Origin of the sequence: Thalassolituus sp. UBA675 (assembly GCF_002297765.1) — a bacterium.
GTDB lineage: Bacteria > Pseudomonadota > Gammaproteobacteria > Pseudomonadales > Oceanobacteraceae > Thalassolituus.
In genome coordinates, this window is record NZ_DBNJ01000028.1 from 69,212 (window position 1) to 89,567 (window position 20,356).

The window sequence follows — 20,356 nt, forward strand, 5'->3', positions numbered from 1 at the left end:
GATAAAGCCAGACTGAACACCTGAAGTTGAACGCCTGTCTCAGCCTTCAACTTCGGGTAATTTTATAGCCATCCAACTACCCGCCATCCCCATAAATGACAGTATCAGGATAACGCCACTGACACCGATCAGCGGCTCCAGCAGACTGATAAACCCTGTCATAAGCAACATAACGCCAATTAGTGTGTTGCCCACAGATACATAATCCGTGCGCTTATTGCCTTCACCGAGGTTGACCACATACGTCTTTCTTCCCAGACGAACCCCTTGATGGGCGATACTCAATACAAAATACAACAGAGGTAGTACCCAGATTTCTGAAAGCCACTCGGTTCGGAATGCTCCGATAAGAAATATCACTCCACCGACAGCCGCAGACATCATCCCCGCACGAACCATGACAAGGCGACTGGAGACATCCGCGAAGCGCCCCCAGAAGCGCCCTGACACCAGGCTGCCCGCACCACTAGCGGCCATAAACAGAGCCAGCATACTGATCGCCGCATCCAGTTCCTGATGAGCAAGAACTACAATAAAAGGCGCCGTGAGCGCTGAACAAAGAAGTAAAGAACGGGACAATAAGAAACGCCGGAAAGGTGCGTCGGTTTTCAGTAACGACAGTCTGGCAAAGGCTTCCTTGAGTCCATTGTTCCCACCGTCTGTCTCTCCCGGAAATTCATTAATTCCGGCATAAACGCCACCAGCAATCACCCACATCAGGGCTGCCAGAGCAAAACCAGTGGCGTAGAGAGTTGTTGAGCCTTCTCCCAGCACCCCGCTGATCAGTAATAACGCAACCGTCAACGTAATCAGCCCCGCAGCTGTCTCGGCCCAGCCATTCAGGGTTCCGCGCCGGGCTTTTGGAATCGTCTTACCCAGAACGTCCTTGGATGCGACAGAACTCAGCCCCCGTGACAGACTGAAGACAACGACTAACACCAGCATCGCCCAACCTGCCGATGCTCCTTCCAGCGAGAAGGCGACGGCTGCAATACCCAACACCGCCAGTGCCTGCAGTGCACTGCCCAGAACCGACATCCATTTACGGATAGCCATGGTGCGTACGACACTGGCGATGGCCAGCTGTGGCAACATCGAACCCGACTCACGAATCGGCACCAACCAGCCGAGCATCCACGCAGGAGCGCCGACTGACTGCATTAACCAGGGTAAGGTAATTTTAGGATTGACCAGTGCATCACCCAGCTTGGAGAAAAACATACTGAGCAAGGTTTTGAGGAAATTGCCGGGGACTTCCTGACATGCGCTTTCAGGAATCGACTTACAGGCGCGGGCGTCTTCGTCATTAACCAGTTTTTCGTAGATATCATCGGTCAGGCCTGACCGGTGAGAAGCGTCTGTCATGAGCAGTTCATCCTGTAGAACCCGTCACATAGGAAGGCTCATGATAGCAAGGGCAATGAAAGCGAGCCATTGAGCCGGACCCGCATGGATCCGGCCGGCAGGTCAGCTGTACTTGGTCATAAAGGCCTTAACGGCAGGGGCAATGCTCTCGCGGAATTTACGACCGTTAAAAATACCGTAATGGCCTACACCCGGCTCCTCGCGGTGAATTTTCATTTTGTCGGGAATACCGGCACAAAGATCCAACGCGCAAGCGGTCTGCCCTTTACCGGTGATATCATCGAGCTCGCCCTCAATCGTCATCAAAGCCATATCTTTAATGGCCTTCAGATCAATGACTTTTCCGCGATACTCCATCGTGCCTTCAGGCAGCTGATACTCCAGGAATACTTTGCGGATGGTATCGAGGTAATAGCGGGCCGGCATATCCATCACCGCGAGGTACTCGTTGTAAAATTCTCTGTGCGCTTCTGCGCTGTCTCCATCGCCCTTCACCAGGTCAGTGAAGAACTTAAAGTGCTTACTGACGTGGTTATCCATATTCATCGACATAAATCCAGACAACTGGATAAAACCGGGATATACCGACTGGCCCCGACCCGCAAAGCCATCCGGCACGTGGCAGATCACATTATCTTCGAACCACTCAAGATCTTTACCCGAGGCATAGTCGTTCACTTCTGTCGGGCTGATACGCACATCAATCGGCCCGCCCATTAAGGTCATGGACTTGGGTACCGCTTTGCTGCCCTGCTCTGACATAACACTCGCCGCGACAAGTGCCGGAACACAGGGCTGACACACTGCCAGAACGTGAGTATCCGGGCCAAGGAACTCCAGAAATTCGATCAGATAATCGACATAATCATCAAAACTGAATTCACCTTTAGAACGCGGAACATCACGAGCATTCAACCAGTCGGTGATGTAGACCTCATGATCTGGTAAAAACTCAGCAACTGTCCCCCGCAACAAGGTGGAAAAGTGTCCGGACAGTGGCGCTACGATCAGCAGCTTAGGCTGTTCAAGGCCACGCTTCCGACGGCGGAAATGAACCAGATCGCAATAAGGCTTTTCAACGACACTGCAATACTCGATGCCCACTTCACGGCCATCAATACGTGTCGTATCGAGTCTCCATTCCGGTTTTTCATAGAAATCCGTTAAACGCTCAACCAGTTCAAGCGAGGCACGAACAGTGCGCAGATACCAACCATAATTCATCGGGTTCCAGGGTTGGTAAAACATCTGCCGGGACAGGCGTGCCGCCACATGCATCGGGCGTAGCGCATTCATTACGTGGGCATTGATTGTGTAGAGCATTCCATTCCACCTCGTCATCGCACCAGAATTTATCCGGGTCATGCCCCGGATCAGGGAAGACTTCCAGCATAGCTGAAGGTTCAGATGTGTCTGTTCATTCATTGAAATTTAATCTGAACCAACCGGACGATCAGGACGTTTATTTTCCTCTGGGGTCAAATTGTCTATACTGTGAGTTAAGTTTGCCTCTTTATGGCCCGATAAGTTCGGGATTTGGCGCACCGCGCCCTGTGGGTAACACTGGTAATGACGTTATTTTGCAATGTGCGGAAAACCCGCCTGCCAATAATAATAACGAGGAGAGGTGGCCATCATGAGTACACAAACAAAAAACAGCGAAAGCGCTATCAGCAAAGATCACAGATTCACGAGCTTTAGTGAGTTTTATCCTTATTATCTCTCTGAGCATCGGAACTCCACCTGCCGCAGCCTGCACTACATTGGCAGCTCGATTGGCTTGGGTGTTCTGTTGTTTTCACTGACCAGTGGGAATTTCCAGTACATTCCGATGGCTCTGGTAGCTGGTTATGCCTTTGCCTGGATCGGACATTTCTTCTTCGAACACAATAAACCTGCCACTTTCCGCTATCCTTTATGGAGCTTCATGGGTGACTGGGTAATGCTGAAAGATTTTTTGCTGGGACGTATCGACAAAAAACTACCTCGCTCCTGACAGAAACGATCGATTGCAGCCCAATGTGGAGGCGATGATGAGACGCGCGTTATCCATCGCAATGACCGCACTTACCGGTGCACTAAGTGTGTATCAGGCCAGTGCAGACACCATCAGCCTGAGAGCCGATATCTGGCCCCCCTACAACGCGACACCCGGCAGTGATAAACCCGGCTACATCGTCGAACTCGCGAACGAAATCTGGAATAGCGAAGGTCATCAGGTCGATTACTCAACGATTCCCTGGGAACGGGCCATCAGTGAAGCTCGTTCAGGAAACATCGACTGCATACTTGGTGCGTTACCAGAAGAAGTTCCCGACTTTGTATTTCATTCTCTTTCACTGGGGCTTGATCAGAGTACGTTTTACACCCGCTCTGGAAACCCGTGGACATATCACTCTCCCAGTCAGCTGAGCAACATCCGTTTGGGCGTCATTGGCGGCTACTCCTATGACCAGGGTGCTGTCGATGAACATATAGCAATGGCCATCCGCGACGGCTCTCCCGGTAGCCGGGTGCAGTTAATGAAGGGCGATAACGCACTGGAGAAAAACCTGCAGAAACTTCTGTCTGGCCGTATTGATGCCATTGTGGGTTCGGCCACTGTGGTCAACTACACAGTCGCTACGCTCGGTATGGAGGGCGCAGTACAACCCGCAGGCAACATCGGCGTTGCCGATGAGTTATATATTGCCTGCTCACCTGCGACGCCTGACAAGTCTGAGACATACACTCGCCAGCTGGATACCGGCATCCGACGCTTGCGAGAGTCTGGTCGACTTGCAGAAATACTTGAGCGTTACGGACTTAAAGACTGGAACTCTGAAACACCCCGAAACCTTGATATGTGAACTATGAAGTATTGAACCTGTCATAGTCACTCGCTATTCTGCAACCGAATACAGTCGTATCAAGGAATATCCAAATATGCTTCGTAAGCACGCACTGGTAGCGGCCATCGTTATCGCTCCAACCGCAGCAATGGCTGCAGAACCTTCGTGGGATGGCGCCGCCGAACTCGGTACCATTTTCACTTCAGGTAACACAGACACCCAGAGCATCAACGCTAACTTCATGGCAAAGCGCACCGGTGAAGTCTGGGATACCACATTGAAGTTGGAAGCCCTGACCAGTGAAGAAGACGGTGTTAAGTCAAAAGAAAAGTACAGCGCTCTCACTCAGTTTGACCGTAACTTTACTGAACACTCCTATATGGCCATCGTTGCGCAGCAGGAGCGTGCGCGCTTCAGCGGTTATACGTACCAGAGCACAGTATCGGTGAACTATGGTTATCGCGTTCTGAAAAACGACACCATGGAGCTGAACCTTGAGGCCGGTCCGGGTTATCGTCGCGACAAACTGAAAGAAAGTGATGAGATTCAGGAAGAAGCCATTGGGCGTCTGGCTCTGAGCTACGACTGGCAAATCCGCGAAGGCGTAAGCTTTATTGAAAACTTCACTGCAGAAATCGGCAGCGACAATTCTATCTACAAGTCAGAAACGGGTCTTCAGAGCCAGCTCAGCGGTAGCCTTGCATCGAAGCTGACTTATAAGGTGAAGCATGTGGAAGAAGTGCCGGAAGGTACTGAAAACACCGATACTGAATTCGGCGTTACCCTGGTTTACAGCTTCTGAGGTTTGCAGCTTCTAAGCACTGAAGCCTGAACAGTAAACCATTCACCATTGAAAAGGGGCGTTAACCGCCCCTTCTTATATTATTCGCTCTTGAGTTACTCACCCTCTTCCTGATCTTTCTCGCCGCGCTTGTCCTTAAGGCGATCCATGTCGTGGTGACGCCACTTATCCCGCTCTTCACGCTGCATCTTGCGCCATTTTTTCTTCTGCTCGTCTGTGAGAACCGACTTCACTGCTTTTTCAAAATCACGGCGGTCTTTCTCGCGCATTTTCATACTGACTGGCCATTCTTCTTCAGAGCAGGAAGATAACTTTTCTTCGAGCTCTGATTTCTGCTCACTCGTCAGGTCAAGTTTCCGGGAAAGGCGTTCAAGGTGCTCTTCACGACCTTCTTTTTCACGCTTGCGAACCTGCTCTTCCGCGATGGCTTGTTGCTCGTCAGTCAGAACCGAACGGATTTCTTCACGCATCTGTACGTAGAGGTCCTGACGCTGCTCACGGCGCTCTTTGCCTGCGGCCTCACTGGGCTTCATCTCACGAAAGCGATCCCGATACTTATCTTCAATCGCATCAATCTGCTCCTGCTGCTCATCGGACAGATTCAGTGAGCTTTCCCAATCGACCTTCTTCTGACGATCGTCAAACCCCCAGGCTTGAGCAGTCGTCATAAGTACACCGCAGGCAACAAGGCTCAGGGAGCGTTGAAAGCGGGCAATGGGAGTGGGCATTTTCATAAATCGATCCTGTGATGCGGTGCTTATTATCAGGTTATACTAGGCGTCACAGCCTAATATTTGTGTCCGACATTGCAAAGATTTGTCGCTGCCCCGGAGGATGTAAAAATGACTGAAGAAGATGAGCTCTTTCTGCAAGAGATGCAGGGGGTCAAGAAGCTGCAAACGCAGGAGCGCGTCCCCCTTCGTCGTGATCAGAAAGACAACAATGTTGCTGCGCGCCGCTCAGCGGCTGTATCTCAGGAGACAGCGAGCGACAAAAACCACCTGCGTGCCAGCGAGGTTCCAAGAGTGGGCCCGCACGATGTGCTCGGCTTTAAACGTCCGGGTATTCAGGACGGCGTATTCCGAAAGCTACGTTTGGGAAAATACGAAATTGAAGCCCGCCTCGACCTCCACCGTCGAACGATCGAAGAGGCCAGGCGAGAAGTCTATCGCTTCGTTAACGACTGCATAGGCGCCGATCTCAGAAGTGTCCTGATCATGCCCGGTAAGGGCGATCGCAATGAAGGTGACCCCGCAGTATTGAAGAGTTATCTGGTTTTCTGGCTTGAAGAGCTGGAAGACGTTCAGGCCTTCCATACCGCTCAGCCGCAAAATGGTGGCGCAGGTGCTTTCTATGTATTGCTGAAAAAGAGTGAGCGTAAGAAGCAGCAGGCACGAGAGCAATTCAGCAAAGGCAGAGTCTACTGAAGGGCTACCGCCCCTGCGCTATGTCTGCATCCATCTGATCGATCTGTGCTGCCATGAGGGCCTGGACCTCATCGGCAAGGCGCTTAGCATCGTCGCGGGTCAGGCCTTCGGTGCTGATCGCCGGTAGCTGCACCAGACGGCACTCACCTGCGCGCCAGCGCTTCAGGTCGATATTTTTATGAGTGCTACTTGCACAGACGGGAACAATCGGCAAACCGGCCTCAATTGCCAGAATAAAGGCTCCACTTTTAAAAGGTAAAAGGCCTCTGCCATTGCTACGGGTGCCTTCTGGGAACATATACACACTGCAGCCCTTTTCGCGAACAATCGTTGCGGCTTCTTCCATCGCTCCGCGCGCTTTGGAACGATCGCCGCGATTAATAAAGATATTGCCCGCCAACCAGAACAATACACCGAACAAAGGAATGTACATCAGGCTGTGCTTACCAAGGATCGCCATGTCATCCGGCAGGCTTTCGCCGTACATGTACATATCAAGGGTGCTCTGGTGATTCGCAACGTAAATCCCTTGAATGCTGTCCTCAGGTCGGTTGCGAACATCCACACGAACATTCATTACGAATCGTGCCCAGGAAAATATTATGGCAATAATACGACTGTTATTCCGGTTGAATGGTCGAATAATACAAATCAGAAGCCCAAGCAGGCACACAATAGGGAAATAAAGGGCTAAAAAGACGATTCGAAAAGCAGCTAACATAAAAAATCCGGCTTGAGGCAGCAGCGAAGCAGTCTAAACTCCTCTGCCAGCCCCACAAGGTGAACTTGTATCACGACACTGGCGTATTAACGCAAAAAGCGCTGATAAGCCGTATTGTCTGTCTCATCCCAGTAACGATAGCCGAGTTCTTCAAGATATCCCTGAAGCTGTTCACGTTTATCATCAGAAATCTGCAGGCCGACCAAGACACGGCCGTAAGCAGCACCATGATTGCGATAGTGAAACAGTGAAATGTTAAAACGCTTACCGAGTTTTTTAAGGAAGTTCAGCAAGGCCCCCGGGCGCTCCGGGAACTCAAAGCGATAGACCCGCTCATCGGTAACAGACGCAGGTGCGTGACCACCGACCATATGACGGATATGGTATTTCGCCACTTCATCATCGGTAATATCCATCAGCGTATAGCCCTCAGCCTCAAGGTCCGAGACCAGTGCTTTACGCGAACCCGGCTCGTCAGAGACTTTTACGCCGACGTAAATCTGCGCCTCATCATCGCGACTGTAACGATAGTTAAACTCGGTGATTGGTGATTTCCCCAGAAGGCTACAGAAACGCTGAAAGCTTCCCGGCTCTTCGGGAATGGTGACCGCAAGAATAACTTCACGACCTTCACCGATCTCAGCAACTTCCGAGATGTAGCGCATACGATCGAAATTCACGTTGGCACCGCTGAGGATGGCAACCAGATTTTTATTCTTACACTGCTCACGCTCGATGTACTTTTTCAGACCGGCAATCGCCAGGGCTCCGGCAGGTTCGCTGACGGCGCGGGTATCATCAAAGGTATCTTTGATCGCTGCGCAGATTTCATCCGGTGTGCAGGTGATCACCTCGTCAACATAGTCTTTGCAGACTTCCCAGGTATTTTCTCCAATCTGTGCGACCGCGACACCGTCGGCGAAGATACCTACTTCAGGAAGAACCACGCGACTGCCAGCAGCAAGTGCAGCGGCCAGACAAGCCGATTCACTGCTCTCAACCCCTACGATGCGGATTTCAGGAGCCAGCGCTTTGATGTAAGCGGCAACACCTGCAATCAGCCCGCCACCACCGACAGGAATAAAGATCGCATCCGGACGAACCGGCATCTGCCGCAGGATTTCCATACCGACCGTTCCCTGTCCAGCGATGGTCTCCGGGTCATCGTACGGATGGATGTAGGTATAGCCTTTTTCTTCGACCAGCTTCTGGGAGTACTGAAAAGCTTCATCAAACGCATCGCCATGCAGAATCACGCGAGCGCCACGTGCTTTTACAGACTTCACTTTAATTTCAGGTGTTGTCCGCGGCATAACAATCACGGCTTTGATGCCAAGCTTTTTCGCAGCCAGCGCCAGACCCTGAGCGTGATTGCCCGCCGATGCAGCGATCACTCCACGCGCTTTCTCTTCGTCAGTCAGCTGCACAACCTTGTTGTAAGCACCACGAATTTTGAACGAATACACAGGCTGCTTGTCTTCACGTTTAATCCATATCTGGTTTTCCAGTCGCTCACTGAGAAACGTTGCAGTATGGACAGGCGTCTCTTCAGCAACGTCATAGACGCGGGAAGAGAGTATTTTTTTAAGGTATTCGTTTAGCATGCCGCTGTTCCAAAAAAATCGAGAGCGAACGCGCATTGTAGCGCATGAAGCCTTATAATTCGCGAAAGCATTTCACCCGGATACAGACATTATGAATCAGGACGAACTCAAGCAGGCGGTTGGTCAGGCCGCGGTTGATTACATCAAGCCCCAGCTCGACGAAGACAGCATTGTTGGCGTCGGTACCGGCTCAACAGCGAACTGTTTTATCGACGCTCTCGCCGCCGTAAAACACCTGTTCGACGGTGCAGTTGCAAGCTCCGAAGCATCGGCTGAGCGCCTGAAAAGTCATGGTATCCCGGTGTACGACCTGAACAGCGTCGATGGCATGGATTTCTACATTGATGGTGCTGACGAAATTAACGAGCACCTTGAGATGATCAAGGGCGGTGGTGCTGCTCTGACCCGCGAAAAGATCGTTGCGGCAGTCGCAAAGAAATTTATCTGTGTTGCGGACGAGAGCAAAATGGTCGGCATGATGGGCACGTTTCCATTGCCTGTAGAAGTCATACCGATGGCCCGTTCACACGTTGCCCGTGAGTTGGTGAAACTGGGTGGTGACCCGGTCTGGCGTGAGGGAGTGGTCACGGATAACGGCGGCCAGATCCTTGATGTTCATAATCTGAAGATTCAATCACCGATGCAACTTGAGTCCGACATCAATCAGATCACCGGCGTCATTACCAACGGCCTGTTTGCGCAGCGTGGCGCGGACGTTCTGCTCCTCGGTACTCAGGACGGCGTTAAAACCCTGAAAGCCTGATACGCCGCTATGAGTGAGCGCAGGGAATCAGATCAACAAGCGCCGGCTCTGATCCGGCGAGGCTGGTTTCAGGGCATAGTGATCGCCCTTTTGCTAACGGGCGCCGCGATAGTGGCGCTCTATTTCTCGATCGTTCCTCTGCTGAACAACTGGCTTCCTCCGCTTCTTGATCGCCTGGTGGCTCCAGGCAGCCACCTCCAGATACGCAGCCTGACGAGCCAGCAATTCGCTGTCGATGAGCTGGACATTCAACCGGCGCCCGGCGTCCTTATTCAGATTCGTAACGCCGAACTGAATTACCACGGTACTGGCTTACTGCAAGGAAAGGCTGACAGCCTGACCGCCGAAACCCTTCGGGTTCATATCACTGCTGTCGATGACGCTCCTTCGCAGCCTTCATCGACTCTGAGTCCGGGCTTCGACGTTGACCTGCCTGTGATCACAGAACTAATGACACTGCCGGTCGACGATATCCGGGTCCAGACATTGGAGATCGATACCCCCGACATATCTGCCCGCCTGACAGGCTCTCTCCGGCCTGACCACTGGGGAGTCTCCGGTGACCTGAGATTGCCGCATATTCAGGAGTCAGTGACCGTCAATTTACAGCTGCAACGTAATGAACAGGGCAATGCTGAACTCCTCGCAATGCTCTCCCAGCAGGAAGCTTTGCTGGCACAACTCTGGGCCGGCCTGACCCAGACAGATGACACCAGCGATGCCAACATAAGACTTGAGGCAGACCTCAGCAAGATCCAGAACAGCCTGCCACAGATGGCTGACCTTCCGGTGAAAGGGCAGAACGTACTATTAGAAGGAACGCTCAACAGTCCCGCTCAGGCGCGATGGCCTGACGAACTGATAGCAGACCTGACCACCACGCTGACCACACGCAAGTCAGTGATCAGTGACAACATGTCGGTACAGCCCGCCGGGGTAGCTTTTTCCGTCAGGCGCTCAGCAACAGATGACGACTGGAGTCTGTTGTTGGCAACCCAGCCAATTGCAGCCTCAATCAGAACCAGCACTGACGGTCAGTTCAGCGACTGGAAAGCCACCACGCCGGGGCAGGCGCTGACCGCCACGTGCTCTCCTGGCGCTGACAGCTGCCAACTCGAAGGCTCGCTCTCCGCGCAGCTCTCTGGGTTATCAACGACCCGTATCACGCTGGAACCTGAAGGTGTCTGGACAGCAACGGGGGCGTCCTCCATCACACTGCCAGTCTCAGTCAGTTATCAACAGCCGGCACAGCAGGAGTTACCAGAATGGAAAATGACAGGTAACGGGCGTTTCAATGCAGAAATCAGCGACACAGGACAATGGTCGATTGCTTCGGACGATGGGCTGGTTCTCAATACCGAGATTGCTCCCTGGCAGGGCTGGGCTGTATCACCGCTGACTGTTTCTGTATTGCAGAACCTGATGGTCAAAGGCAGCCTTGATGACAACCGGCATGTACAAGCCAGAGACCTGCGCCTGAAAATAGCGCCTTTCACAGCGATATCGAAAGAACAGGATGCCCGCCTGCGGTTTGCGCCGTCACATCTTGGCTGCGATCCGGGCGACATCGACCTTCAGGACCTTGCAAACGGTCTGCTGGGTAACTGCACGCTCTCTGCGCGCCTCAATGATTCTGACTGGGGCCTATGGCCAATACCGGACATCAGCCTCAGCGGCCCGGTTACCATCACGATGGACGAGATCCGTGAACGAGTGGATGCGTCACTTGATCTCACCGCTGCGAACGGAGAGATTCATTTCCGCACCCGGGCTGAGCATGACCTGCTGTCCGGCAATGGTTCTCTGCAATGGCATCTGACCGATGCGAGCCTCGACTGGATGGCGCTCGGCCTTGCAGACATGGCCAACCTGACCAGCGTTCAGCTACTTAATGGCCACCTGTCAGGACAAGGCTGGCTGGACTGGCAAAGCAGCGAAAATGGATTCGAGCTGACTCCCGATATGATGCTCAGAGCTGATGGCGTAGGCCTGATTTACGACAACAGCATCACCCTCGAAGAATGGAATGCCATGCTTGCCCTGCGCCGCCCGCAGCAGGGCGAATACCAACTGGATGCACAGTTGTCTGGCAGCAAGCTCGACAGTGGTATTCCATTGACCAACCTGCTTGCCCGGACGCAGACGCGCTTCCCGGAAGATCTCAGCTATTTCGAAGTGGATGTTTACGAAATCCACACCGACTTATTGGGTGGTCGGATCTATGCACCTGAGATTCACTATGACAGTCGCAAAGACGTCAATGCCTTCGGTGTTCGTCTTGATCATCTGCAGCTCAGTCAGATTGCCGCCATTGAGAAAGAAGCCGGTATCAAAGCCACCGGCTTGCTGGATGGTATGTTGCCGATTGTGCTGACCAAAGAGGGTCCTATGGTACCGGGAGGCAATCTATTCGCCCGGGACCCGGGTGGTACCATCAAATATCAGGACGAAAGTGCCGATGCCCTCGCTCAGGCAGACCAGAGCGTCGGAATGGCAATGAAGCTGTTACAGAATTTTCAGTATGACGAGCTACAGTCAGGTGTGCGCTATCAGCCGGATGGACAGTTAAACCTGTCACTACAGTTTGAAGGCAAAAACCCCGACTTCTTCGATGGCCAGAAGACCCATCTTAACGTCAATCTGGACTACAACCTGCTTGATCTTCTCGAAAGCCTTCGGATTGCCAATGACGTGATTGAAAAAGTCGAACAGAAGTACAAATAAAAACGCCCGGGCAGCAAAGCTGACCGGGCGTTTCTGAGCGAGTAAGGACTTATTTTCCCTTACGCATCGAATCAAAGAACTCGTCGTTGGTCTTGGTCTGACGCAGTTTATCGAGCAGGAATTCAATGCCCTGTACGTCTTCCATTTCAGCCAGCAGGCGACGCAGAATCCACAGACGCTGCAGATCAGCTTCGTTGAACAGCATATCTTCACGACGAGTGCCTGAACGACGGATGTTGATCGCAGGGTAGATACGCTTCTCGGCGATCTTACGGTCGAGGTGCAGTTCCTGATTACCGGTACCTTTAAATTCTTCGAAGATAACTTCGTCCATTTTAGAACCAGTATCAACCAGCGCAGTCGCGATGATGGTCAGAGAGCCACCTTCTTCGATGTTACGTGCCGCACCGAAGAAACGCTTTGGTTTCTCGAGGGCGTTAGCATCGACACCACCGGTCAGTACCTTACCTGAGGAAGGGATAACGGTGTTGTAAGCGCGGGCCAGACGGGTGATAGAGTCAAGCAGAATGACCACGTCGCGTTTGTGTTCAACCAGACGCTTGGCTTTTTCGATGACCATTTCAGCAACCTGTACGTGACGGGCTGGCGGCTCATCAAAGGTCGACGCCACAACTTCACCGCGTACAGAACGCTTCATTTCTGTTACTTCTTCCGGACGTTCGTCGATCAGCAGGACAATCAGCTCACACTCCGGGTTGTTGCGGGTAATAGACTGCGCGATGGTCTGCAGCAGCATGGTTTTACCAGCTTTCGGTGGCGCAACGATCAGGCCACGCTGACCTTTACCGATTGGGGCGACCAGATCCAGTACACGGGAGGACAGGTCTTCAGTAGAGCCGTTACCAGCCTCCAGAATCAGACGTTCGTTCGGGAACAGCGGCGTCAGGTTTTCAAACAGTACTTTATTTTTCGCGTTTTCTGGCTTGTCGTCGTTAATCTCATTAACTTTCAACAGCGCGAAGTAACGCTCGTTGTCCTTCGGAGGACGGATTTTACCGGCGATTTTATCGCCCTTACGCAGGTTAAAGCGACGGATCTGGCTCGGCGACACATAAATGTCATCGGGTCCGGCCAGATATGAGCTGTTCGCACTGCGTAAAAAACCGAAGCCATCCTGAAGAATCTCCAGTACGCCATCACCGTAGATGTCTTCACCACTCTTTGCGTGGGTTTTCAGAATGGCGAAGATGATGTCCTGTTTACGGGTACGGCTGACGTGCTCAATTCCCATATCGCCGGCGATTTTCAGCAATTCGGGGACTGATTTGAGTTTCAGGTCTGAGAGATTCATAGGTATAGGTATATACGGTTAGGTTATTTGAATTAGATAGATGCTGGATCTGAAGAAAACCTGGCAGAATCGCCATGGAGGGCAGCGTTGATCGGAGCTATGGCCCGCTTTCAATGTTGCGGAGTCAATATAGACAGATATAGGGGGGTTGTCCAGCACTGCGGGGACATTTGTCCCCATTTGCAGTGCGGAATACAGCTGACAGGGAGATCAGATCGCCTGTTCGATGAACGCAGCCAGTTCAGACTTGCTCATTGCACCGATCTTGGTCGCTTCAGCGTTGCCGTTCTTGAACAGAATCAGAGTCGGGATGCTGCGGATACCAAACTTAGGCGCAGTGGCTTCGTTTTCATCAATGTTCAACTTGGCAATTTTCAGCTTACCTGCGTAGTCATCGGCGATTTCTTCCAGAACCGGCGCGATCATTTTGCAAGGGCCACACCACTCCGCCCAGAAGTCCACCAGTACAGGAACGTCTGAACCCAGCACGTCAGCGTCAAATGAATCGTCGGTTACGGTGATAATGTTATCGCTCATGAAATTCCCCTGCAGAAAAGTGCAATCAGTTAGAAAGGGTTATTGTACGCCACATTGATGCGGAATCAATTGGATTATTCGACTGGACGCCAGAGACGCCGGAAGGCATATTCATCATAGGGTTATTGGAAACAGATAGTTATGTCAGAGCAGTATTCAGCAGAGGTCGAATCCAGCCGTATTGCCGCTGTCGATCTCGGATCAAACAGTTTTCACATGATGATCGCAGAAGAATTTCAGGGTGAAATACGTACTCTGGAAAAACGCGGTGAAAAAGTTCAGCTGGCCGCTGGCCTGGACAATCAGAACTATCTCAGCGAGGAGGCCATCCAGCGCGGCGTCGATTGCCTCGCTCAGTTTGGTCAGCGCCTTCAGGGCATGGACCCGGACAGAATCGTGGTATTCGCCACCAACGCACTGCGCGCTGCCCGTAACCGTCGTGAGTTTATTGATCGCGCTGAGGAAGTGCTGGGCTACCCCGTCGAGGTCATCGCTGGCCGTGAAGAAGCCCGCCTCATTTATCTCGGAGTTGCACACACTCAGGCAGACGATGGTGGTCAGCGTCTGGTGGTCGACATTGGCGGCGGCAGTACCGAATTTATTATCGGTGAACGTTTCGAAGCGAAAGCTCTGGAAAGCCTGCACATGGGCTGTGTGTCTTTCACCAAACGCTTCTTTGCTGATGGAAAGATCACCCGCAAACAGTTTAAAAAAGCGGTGTCGGCTGCTCAGCAGGAACTGCTGAATATTAAGGCCCAGTACAAAAAGCTGGGCTGGAAAAGTGAAATCGGTTCTTCGGGCACTATCCGCGCTGTCGAACAAGCCATCATCAGTAATGGTTGGGGCAATGAAGGTATCACCCCAGACGGCCTTGAGAAATTAGTCGATCACTGCCTGGATTACGAAACCGTTGATGACGTCGACATTGAAGGCGTGAAACCCGACCGTCGTCAGGTATTTATTGGTGGTCTGGCGATTCTCACTGCCGTATTTCAGACGCTGGATATCAAGCACATGCGCTATTCAGATGGCGCATTGCGCGAGGGCGCACTCTGGGATCTGGTCGGCCGCTCAGAACATGAAGATGTACGTAGCCGCTCTATCGCCTCCATGCAGGAGCGCTTTTATGTCGACACCGCACAGGCTGACCGCGTTGAAGCGACAGCGCTTGCTCTGTTCAATCAGATACGCAAAGACATTGGCGCACGCAAAGAGCTCGCCCAATGGTTAAGCTGGGCCGCCCGCGTCCATGAAATTGGCCTGAGCATCGCTCACAGTGGATTCCACAAACACGGCGCTTATCTGCTACAACATTCTGACATGCTGGGTTTTACCCGTCAGGGGCAGATGTTACTGGCCCTGCTGGTTCGCAACCACCGACGCAAAATCCACCCGGAAGAACTCGAATTACTGCCCGCCCGACAGCAAACCATCGCTCTCTGGTTGATACGTATTCTGCGCGTGGCCATCGTGCTTAATCACAGCCGCGAGGCCTACGACGTACCTCTGCCTGAGGCAAGCATCGACAAGGATACTCTGCTGCTGAAGCTCCCCGAAGGCTGGCAGGACAACTTCCCGCTGACGTCTCAGGATATGGAAGAAGAAGTAGAATTACAGAAAACCGCCGGGCTGGTGCTCACCATAACCTGAGCCAGAAGCCCGGAAAAAGAGAGTCCAAAAAGCACAAAAAACGGGGCATTGCCCCGTTTTCTATTTGCCTGCGTTTCTGCTCAACTTGCGCTTGGCGTTCCACTGCTGGCAGCCAGTTTATCAAGCAACCAGCTTTGTGCAGAAATGGTCTCATCGTCAGGCCCTGGTTGCGCCCGGACATAAGAGCCATCTGTTTGCAGAATCCAGGCCTGTGTGTTGTCCCTCACATAGATCTCAAGCTCTTCTTTCATCCGCTCTTTAATCTTGTTGGTTTCCACCGGGAACGCGGTTTCAACGCGACGCAGCAGATTACGCTCCATCAGGTCGGCACTGCCCGCATAAATTTCATCGCTTCCGCCATTAAGGAAGTAATACACGCGAGTATGTTCCAGGAAACGACCAATAATTGAGCGGACTTCAATATTCTCAGACACTCCGGGAATACCAGGGCGCAGGCTGCACATACCACGAATAATCAACTCGACTTTAACCCCCGACTGAGAAGCACGATACAGCGCACGAATCACTTTAGGTTCGGTCAGGCCGTTGGCTTTCATGCGGATTAATGCAGGCTTTCCGGCATCCGCATGTTCACGCTCACGATCAATCAGCTGAATTAAACGCTTATGCAGAGTAAAGGGCGCATGAAACAGCTTTTTCACCCGCATGACTTCACCCATGCCGGTTAATTGCTGGAACACTTTATGAACGTCTTCGCAGATTGAATCATCGCAGGTCATAAAGCTGTAGTCGGTATACGCCCGCGCGTTCCCTGCGTGATAATTGCCCGTGCCCAGATGTACATAGCGGCGATACTGATTGCCCTCTTTACGCACAATCAGCATCATTTTGGCGTGTGTTTTATACCCCACTACGCCATACACGACGACGGCACCCGCCTCCTGAAGGCGGTTCGCCAGATAGAGGTTTTCTTCTTCGTCAAAACGCGCGCGCAGCTCAATCACCACAGTGACTTCTTTGCCGTTACGGGCAGCATCTACCAATGCATTAACAATTTCTGATTTAGCACCGGTGCGATACAACGTCTGTTTGATCGACTTAACACTAGGGTCTTTCGCAGCTTCGCGTAACAGGTCGACCACGGGCGTGAAGGACTCAAACGGATGCAGTAACAGAGTATCCTTCGCGCGGATGCTCTCGAAAATACTCTTTTTAAAATTAACGTTTTTCGGCAGACCCGGCGTAAATGGCGGGTAACGAAGATCCGGACGATTAATCTGATCAATCACTTCAATCAGGCGACCAAGGTTCACCGGACCGTTCACCTTAAATAAGTCAGACTCATCAAGGTTGAACTGGCGCAGCAGAAAGCTGATCAGTTCGTCAGGGCAGTTGTCCGCGACTTCTAAGCGCATTTCTTCACCGAAATTACGCGAGTGCAGTTCGTCCTCAAGTGCCGAGGCGAGGTCGGATGTTTCTTCGTGGTCAATATCCAGATCGGCGTTGCGCGTTACACGGAACTGGTAACAGCCTTTCACCGTCATCCCCGGAAAGAGTTCATCGGCGTATTCGTGAATAATCGATGACAGGAAAACAAAGTGATCTCCGCCCTCCTGCACCAGCTCATCCGGTAAGCGCAAAGTGCGCGGCAATGAGCGCGGCGCAGGAATGATTGCCAGACCAGTCTGGCGTCCGAACGCATCTTTGCCATCGAGCGCGACAATAAAGTTCAGGCTTTTGTTCACCAGTCGTGGGAACGGGTGCGAGGGGTCCAGACCGATCGGACTGATCAGTGGCTGAATACTGTCATCAAAGTAATCACGTATCCAGATACGCTGCTCGTCGTTCCACTCAGCACGTCGCAGGAAGTGAATATTCTGCTCTTTTAATTGCGGCAGCAGAGTGTCGTTAAGAATTTCATACTGACGTTCGACGGTGGTACTACAGAGTGAGTAGATTTCGTCCAGCACCTGAGCCGGATGCAGACCATCTATCCCCGACTGCTCCCGATTAAATGTCAGCTGGTGAACCAGATCAGCAACACGCACTTCAAAGAATTCGTCGAGGTTTTTACTGAAAATACACAGAAAGAACAAACGGTCGAGCAGAGGATGCGCTTCGTCGAGCGCCTGCTCCAAGACGCGGATATTAAACTGCAGGTGGCTGAGTTCACGGTTGATGTAAAACTCACTGCTGTTGAGATCTATATCCTGTACGTCCGTCATGGATAGCTCCGGCGGCTGCTCTGCTTTGGTCTGTGTATTTTCAGCGATTGTCATCAGGGTACCTAAAAATCCTGCTTTAAGGATAGCGCCTGATCAGACGTCCCCTAATTCAGCAAACTGTTTCGCGAAGTAGGTCAGGATTCCATCTGCCCCAGCGCGTTTAATGCACATCAGTGATTCCATCATGACGGCGTTGTCGTCCAGCCACCCTTGCTGTGCCGCGGCCTTATGCATGGCGTATTCGCCACTGACCTGATACACAAAGGTAGGTACTTTAAATTCGTCTTTCACCCGGCGGACAATATCGAGATACGGCATGCCAGGTTTCACCATGACCATGTCGGCCCCTTCTGCCAGATCCAGCGCCACTTCATGCAGTGCCTCATCCGTATTAGCAGGGTCCATCTGGTAGTTTTTCTTGTCGGCCTTGCCCAGATTACCGGCAGAACCCACCGCGTCCCGGAACGGCCCATAGTACGCAGACGCGTATTTTGCGGAGTACGCCATGATGCGCGTATTCACAAAGTTTTCCTGCTCCAGTGCCGCACGGACTTCGCCAATACGACCGTCCATCATGTCCGACGGAGCAACCACATCCGCACCGGCCTCCGCATGAGACAGTGCCTGACGTACCAGGGTGTCTACGGTGCGGTCATTCAGCACATAACCTTCCGCATCGATAATTCCGTCCTGGCCGTGTGTCGTGAAGGGGTCGAGCGCCACATCGGTAATCACACCCATCTCTGGCACGGCATCTTTGATGGCACGAACCGCGCGCTGCGCCAGACCGTTCGGGTTGAAGGCCTCCTCGGCCAGTTCAGACTTGGCATCCGCCGGCGTCACCGGAAACAGCGCTACCGCAGGGATACCCAGTTTATAAAGGTGTTTAACCTCTTCAATCAGCAGATCAATCGACAGGCGATCTACACCCGGCATTGATGCCACTTGCTCACGCTCCTGATGCCCTTCAAGCACAAACATGGGGTAGATCAGGTTGTCGACACTGAGCTGGGTTTCGCGCATCAGTCGTCGGGAGAAATCATCCCGGCGCATACGGCGCATACGGGTTTCCGGGAAAAAGCGTTGAGCATCGTTAAAAGCCATGAGATTTACTCCTGAGCCGGCGGGGAATTTTCAGATCGATTGTAACCCGCCCTAAGCACCTTTGGCGCCCGGAAATCACAGGGTTGCAGAGTATCGGTCCGATATATGACATTTTTATGACAAGACAAGGTTATTACCGCAATGCCTCGTATTGTTCGTCGTCAGACAAAGAAAAAAGCCGCTCATTGAGCGGCTTTCGAACGTATCTTGCGAAGTGATAATTACGCCAGTACCAGATCAGTACCAATTGCGTTCTTCAGCTTCTTCATCGCGTTTTTCTCTAGCTGGCGAATGCGCTCAGCAGATACTTTGTACATATCAGCCAGCTCGTGAAGCGTTGCTTTCTCTTCGCTCAACCAACGCTGCTGCAGGATAGTACGGCTACGATCATCAAGATCCGCCATCGCGTCTGCCAGACGGCCATTCGCATCCTGTTCGTAGTTATCGGCTTCGACCAGCTGAGCCGGGTCCTGACTGTGGTCTTCAAGGTAATAAGCAGGCGCCTTGTACGCGCTTTCGTCATCGTCGTCCGCACCTGCATCAAATGCAGCATCGTGCGCATTCAGACGGCCTTCCATCTCAAATACCGTTTTGGTCTCAACACCCAGGTCTTCTGCAATCGCAGTTGCTTCGTCCTGAGACAACCAGCCCAGTTTTTTCTTCTGGCTGCGCAGGTTGAAGAACAGCTTGCGCTGCGCCTTGGTGGTCGCAACTTTGACGATGCGCCAGTTGCGCAGAATGAACTCGTGAATCTCTGCTTTGATCCAGTGCACAGCAAAGGACACCAGACGTACGCCCACCTCAGGGTTAAAACGTTTTACCGCCTTCATCAGGCCGACGTTGCCTTCCTGAATCAGGTCGCCCTGGTTCAGACCGTAACCCGAGTAGCTACGTGCAATATGTACCACGAAGCGCATGTGCGACATCACCAGGCGACGCGCTGCTTCCAGGTCTTCTTGATAATGAAAACGCTCTGCCAGATCTTTCTCTTCTTCTGGCGTAAGCACAGGAATAGCATTAACAGTCGAAATGTAGGCTTCCAGGTTAGCACCCGGAGACATCGCGTATACTGCTTGCAAACCGTTGTTCATCTCTCACTCCTGAAGGAATTCTGTTGCTCAATCAGCAACTTACAGCGACCTGATTACACTCGTAAGTCATGTTTTCAAACGCGTGATAATCAAAATCGAGCGCTAAGTTTAGCACCACTATTTAAGACCGCAAATGGCTGGATAAGTTCCCTTCAATGCCATTCACCGTTCTTTATACGATCATAATAGCGCCATTACTCTTACTATTGTGTCGATAGAGTGTCGGTAAACGTAAAGCT

General features: G+C 52.1%; 17 protein-coding genes. 7 read left to right on the forward strand and 10 right to left on the reverse strand.

The window, feature by feature from the left end:
- Positions 1-39 precede the first annotated feature (39 nt).
- Positions 40-1,365, reverse strand: a complete 1,326-nt coding sequence (locus B3007_RS12885) for an MFS transporter (protein WP_301377885.1) — start codon at positions 1,363-1,365, stop codon at positions 40-42.
- Between the two features lie 102 nt (positions 1,366-1,467).
- On the reverse strand, positions 1,468-2,688 hold the full coding sequence (locus B3007_RS12890; RefSeq protein WP_297533343.1) for a polyhydroxyalkanoate depolymerase: 1,221 nt from the start codon (positions 2,686-2,688) through the stop codon (positions 1,468-1,470).
- Between the two features lie 313 nt (positions 2,689-3,001).
- Between B3007_RS12890 and B3007_RS12895 the strand changes: the two genes are divergently transcribed.
- The 3 genes from B3007_RS12895 (at position 3,002) to B3007_RS12905 (ending at position 4,998) form a co-directional block, all read left to right on the forward strand.
- Positions 3,002-3,361 carry a DUF962 domain-containing protein gene (locus B3007_RS12895; RefSeq protein ID WP_301377884.1) on the forward strand — a complete coding sequence of 120 codons (360 nt, stop codon included), beginning with the start codon at positions 3,002-3,004 and terminating at the stop codon, positions 3,359-3,361.
- 37 nt (positions 3,362-3,398) lie between these two features.
- Positions 3,399-4,214 (forward strand): substrate-binding periplasmic protein, encoded by an 816-nt coding sequence (locus B3007_RS12900; protein ID WP_301377883.1) that lies wholly within the window; start codon positions 3,399-3,401, stop codon positions 4,212-4,214.
- A 76-nt stretch (positions 4,215-4,290) separates the two neighbouring features.
- Positions 4,291-4,998: a DUF481 domain-containing protein gene (locus B3007_RS12905; RefSeq protein ID WP_068436019.1), complete on the forward strand. Its 708-nt coding sequence runs from the start codon at positions 4,291-4,293 to the stop codon at positions 4,996-4,998.
- Positions 4,999-5,093: 95 nt separating this feature from the next.
- Here B3007_RS12905 and B3007_RS12910 read toward each other — a convergent pair whose 3' ends face one another.
- Complete coding sequence (locus tag B3007_RS12910; protein ID WP_301377882.1) at positions 5,094-5,732, reverse strand: hypothetical protein; 639 nt, start codon at positions 5,730-5,732, stop codon at positions 5,094-5,096.
- A 108-nt stretch (positions 5,733-5,840) separates the two neighbouring features.
- Between B3007_RS12910 and smrA the strand changes: the two genes are divergently transcribed.
- Positions 5,841-6,425: a DNA endonuclease SmrA gene (smrA, locus tag B3007_RS12915; protein ID WP_068436014.1), complete on the forward strand. Its 585-nt coding sequence runs from the start codon at positions 5,841-5,843 to the stop codon at positions 6,423-6,425.
- Between the two features lie 4 nt (positions 6,426-6,429).
- Here the strand turns inward: smrA and B3007_RS12920 are convergent, their stop codons facing one another.
- Both B3007_RS12920 and ilvA read right to left on the reverse strand, forming a co-directional pair.
- A complete protein-coding gene (locus B3007_RS12920) occupies positions 6,430-7,002 on the reverse strand; it encodes a lysophospholipid acyltransferase family protein (RefSeq protein ID WP_297533339.1) in 573 nt (190 codons plus the stop codon).
- A 230-nt stretch (positions 7,003-7,232) separates the two neighbouring features.
- Positions 7,233-8,750 carry a threonine ammonia-lyase, biosynthetic gene (ilvA, locus tag B3007_RS12925; RefSeq protein ID WP_076514487.1) on the reverse strand — a complete coding sequence of 506 codons (1,518 nt, stop codon included), beginning with the start codon at positions 8,748-8,750 and terminating at the stop codon, positions 7,233-7,235.
- Between the two features lie 91 nt (positions 8,751-8,841).
- On the opposite strand from ilvA, the gene rpiA reads away from it, so the two are divergent.
- Both rpiA and B3007_RS12935 read left to right on the forward strand, forming a co-directional pair.
- On the forward strand, positions 8,842-9,513 hold the full coding sequence (rpiA, locus tag B3007_RS12930; RefSeq protein ID WP_068436010.1) for a ribose-5-phosphate isomerase RpiA: 672 nt from the start codon (positions 8,842-8,844) through the stop codon (positions 9,511-9,513).
- 9 nt (positions 9,514-9,522) lie between these two features.
- Positions 9,523-12,237, forward strand: a complete 2,715-nt coding sequence (locus B3007_RS12935) for a YdbH domain-containing protein (protein WP_301377881.1) — start codon at positions 9,523-9,525, stop codon at positions 12,235-12,237.
- Positions 12,238-12,286: 49 nt separating this feature from the next.
- Here B3007_RS12935 and rho read toward each other — a convergent pair whose 3' ends face one another.
- The gene (rho, locus tag B3007_RS12940) at positions 12,287-13,549 is read right to left on the reverse strand and encodes a transcription termination factor Rho (RefSeq protein WP_068436005.1); all 1,263 of its coding nucleotides are present in this window, start codon (positions 13,547-13,549) and stop codon (positions 12,287-12,289) included.
- Positions 13,550-13,759: 210 nt separating this feature from the next.
- Positions 13,760-14,086 (reverse strand): thioredoxin TrxA, encoded by a 327-nt coding sequence (gene trxA, locus B3007_RS12945; protein WP_068436003.1) that lies wholly within the window; start codon positions 14,084-14,086, stop codon positions 13,760-13,762.
- Positions 14,087-14,227: 141 nt separating this feature from the next.
- Here trxA and ppx point away from each other — a divergent pair, with 141 nt between their 5' ends.
- Entirely contained in the window at positions 14,228-15,736 is a 1,509-nt protein-coding gene (gene ppx, locus B3007_RS12950) for an exopolyphosphatase (RefSeq protein WP_301377880.1), read from the forward strand.
- A gap of 80 nt (positions 15,737-15,816) precedes the next feature.
- Here the strand turns inward: ppx and ppk1 are convergent, their stop codons facing one another.
- The 3 genes from ppk1 to rpoH all read right to left on the reverse strand — a co-directional run bounded on the left by ppk1 (position 15,817) and on the right by rpoH (position 20,117).
- Positions 15,817-17,976, reverse strand: a complete 2,160-nt coding sequence (gene ppk1 / locus B3007_RS12955; RefSeq protein ID WP_414716227.1) for a polyphosphate kinase 1 — start codon at positions 17,974-17,976, stop codon at positions 15,817-15,819.
- A gap of 39 nt (positions 17,977-18,015) precedes the next feature.
- A complete protein-coding gene (gene hemB, locus B3007_RS12960; protein WP_068435997.1) occupies positions 18,016-19,026 on the reverse strand; it encodes a porphobilinogen synthase in 1,011 nt (336 codons plus the stop codon).
- Positions 19,027-19,247: 221 nt separating this feature from the next.
- A complete protein-coding gene (rpoH, locus tag B3007_RS12965) occupies positions 19,248-20,117 on the reverse strand; it encodes an RNA polymerase sigma factor RpoH (protein WP_301377879.1) in 870 nt (289 codons plus the stop codon).
- Between the last annotated feature and the right edge of the window lie 239 nt (positions 20,118-20,356).

Bases quoted from the DNA above. Each gene is read 5' to 3' on its own strand.
- B3007_RS12885 (WP_301377885.1), bottom strand. From the start codon at position 1,365: ATGACAGACGCTTCTCACCGGTCAGGCCTGACCGATGATATCTACGAA.
- B3007_RS12890 (WP_297533343.1), bottom strand. From the start codon at position 2,688: ATGCTCTACACAATCAATGCCCACGTAATGAATGCGCTACGCCCGATG.
- B3007_RS12895 (WP_301377884.1), top strand. From the start codon at position 3,002: ATGAGTACACAAACAAAAAACAGCGAAAGCGCTATCAGCAAAGATCAC.
- B3007_RS12900 (WP_301377883.1), top strand. From the start codon at position 3,399: ATGAGACGCGCGTTATCCATCGCAATGACCGCACTTACCGGTGCACTA.
- B3007_RS12905 (WP_068436019.1), top strand. From the start codon at position 4,291: ATGCTTCGTAAGCACGCACTGGTAGCGGCCATCGTTATCGCTCCAACC.
- B3007_RS12910 (WP_301377882.1), bottom strand. From the start codon at position 5,732: ATGAAAATGCCCACTCCCATTGCCCGCTTTCAACGCTCCCTGAGCCTT.
- smrA (WP_068436014.1), top strand. From the start codon at position 5,841: ATGACTGAAGAAGATGAGCTCTTTCTGCAAGAGATGCAGGGGGTCAAG.
- B3007_RS12920 (WP_297533339.1), bottom strand. From the start codon at position 7,002: ATGAATGTTCGTGTGGATGTTCGCAACCGACCTGAGGACAGCATTCAA.
- ilvA (WP_076514487.1), bottom strand. From the start codon at position 8,750: ATGCTAAACGAATACCTTAAAAAAATACTCTCTTCCCGCGTCTATGAC.
- rpiA (WP_068436010.1), top strand. From the start codon at position 8,842: ATGAATCAGGACGAACTCAAGCAGGCGGTTGGTCAGGCCGCGGTTGAT.
- B3007_RS12935 (WP_301377881.1), top strand. From the start codon at position 9,523: ATGAGTGAGCGCAGGGAATCAGATCAACAAGCGCCGGCTCTGATCCGG.
- rho (WP_068436005.1), bottom strand. From the start codon at position 13,549: ATGAATCTCTCAGACCTGAAACTCAAATCAGTCCCCGAATTGCTGAAA.
- trxA (WP_068436003.1), bottom strand. From the start codon at position 14,086: ATGAGCGATAACATTATCACCGTAACCGACGATTCATTTGACGCTGAC.
- ppx (WP_301377880.1), top strand. From the start codon at position 14,228: ATGTCAGAGCAGTATTCAGCAGAGGTCGAATCCAGCCGTATTGCCGCT.
- ppk1 (WP_414716227.1), bottom strand. From the start codon at position 17,976: ATGACAATCGCTGAAAATACACAGACCAAAGCAGAGCAGCCGCCGGAG.
- hemB (WP_068435997.1), bottom strand. From the start codon at position 19,026: ATGGCTTTTAACGATGCTCAACGCTTTTTCCCGGAAACCCGTATGCGC.
- rpoH (WP_301377879.1), bottom strand. From the start codon at position 20,117: ATGAACAACGGTTTGCAAGCAGTATACGCGATGTCTCCGGGTGCTAAC.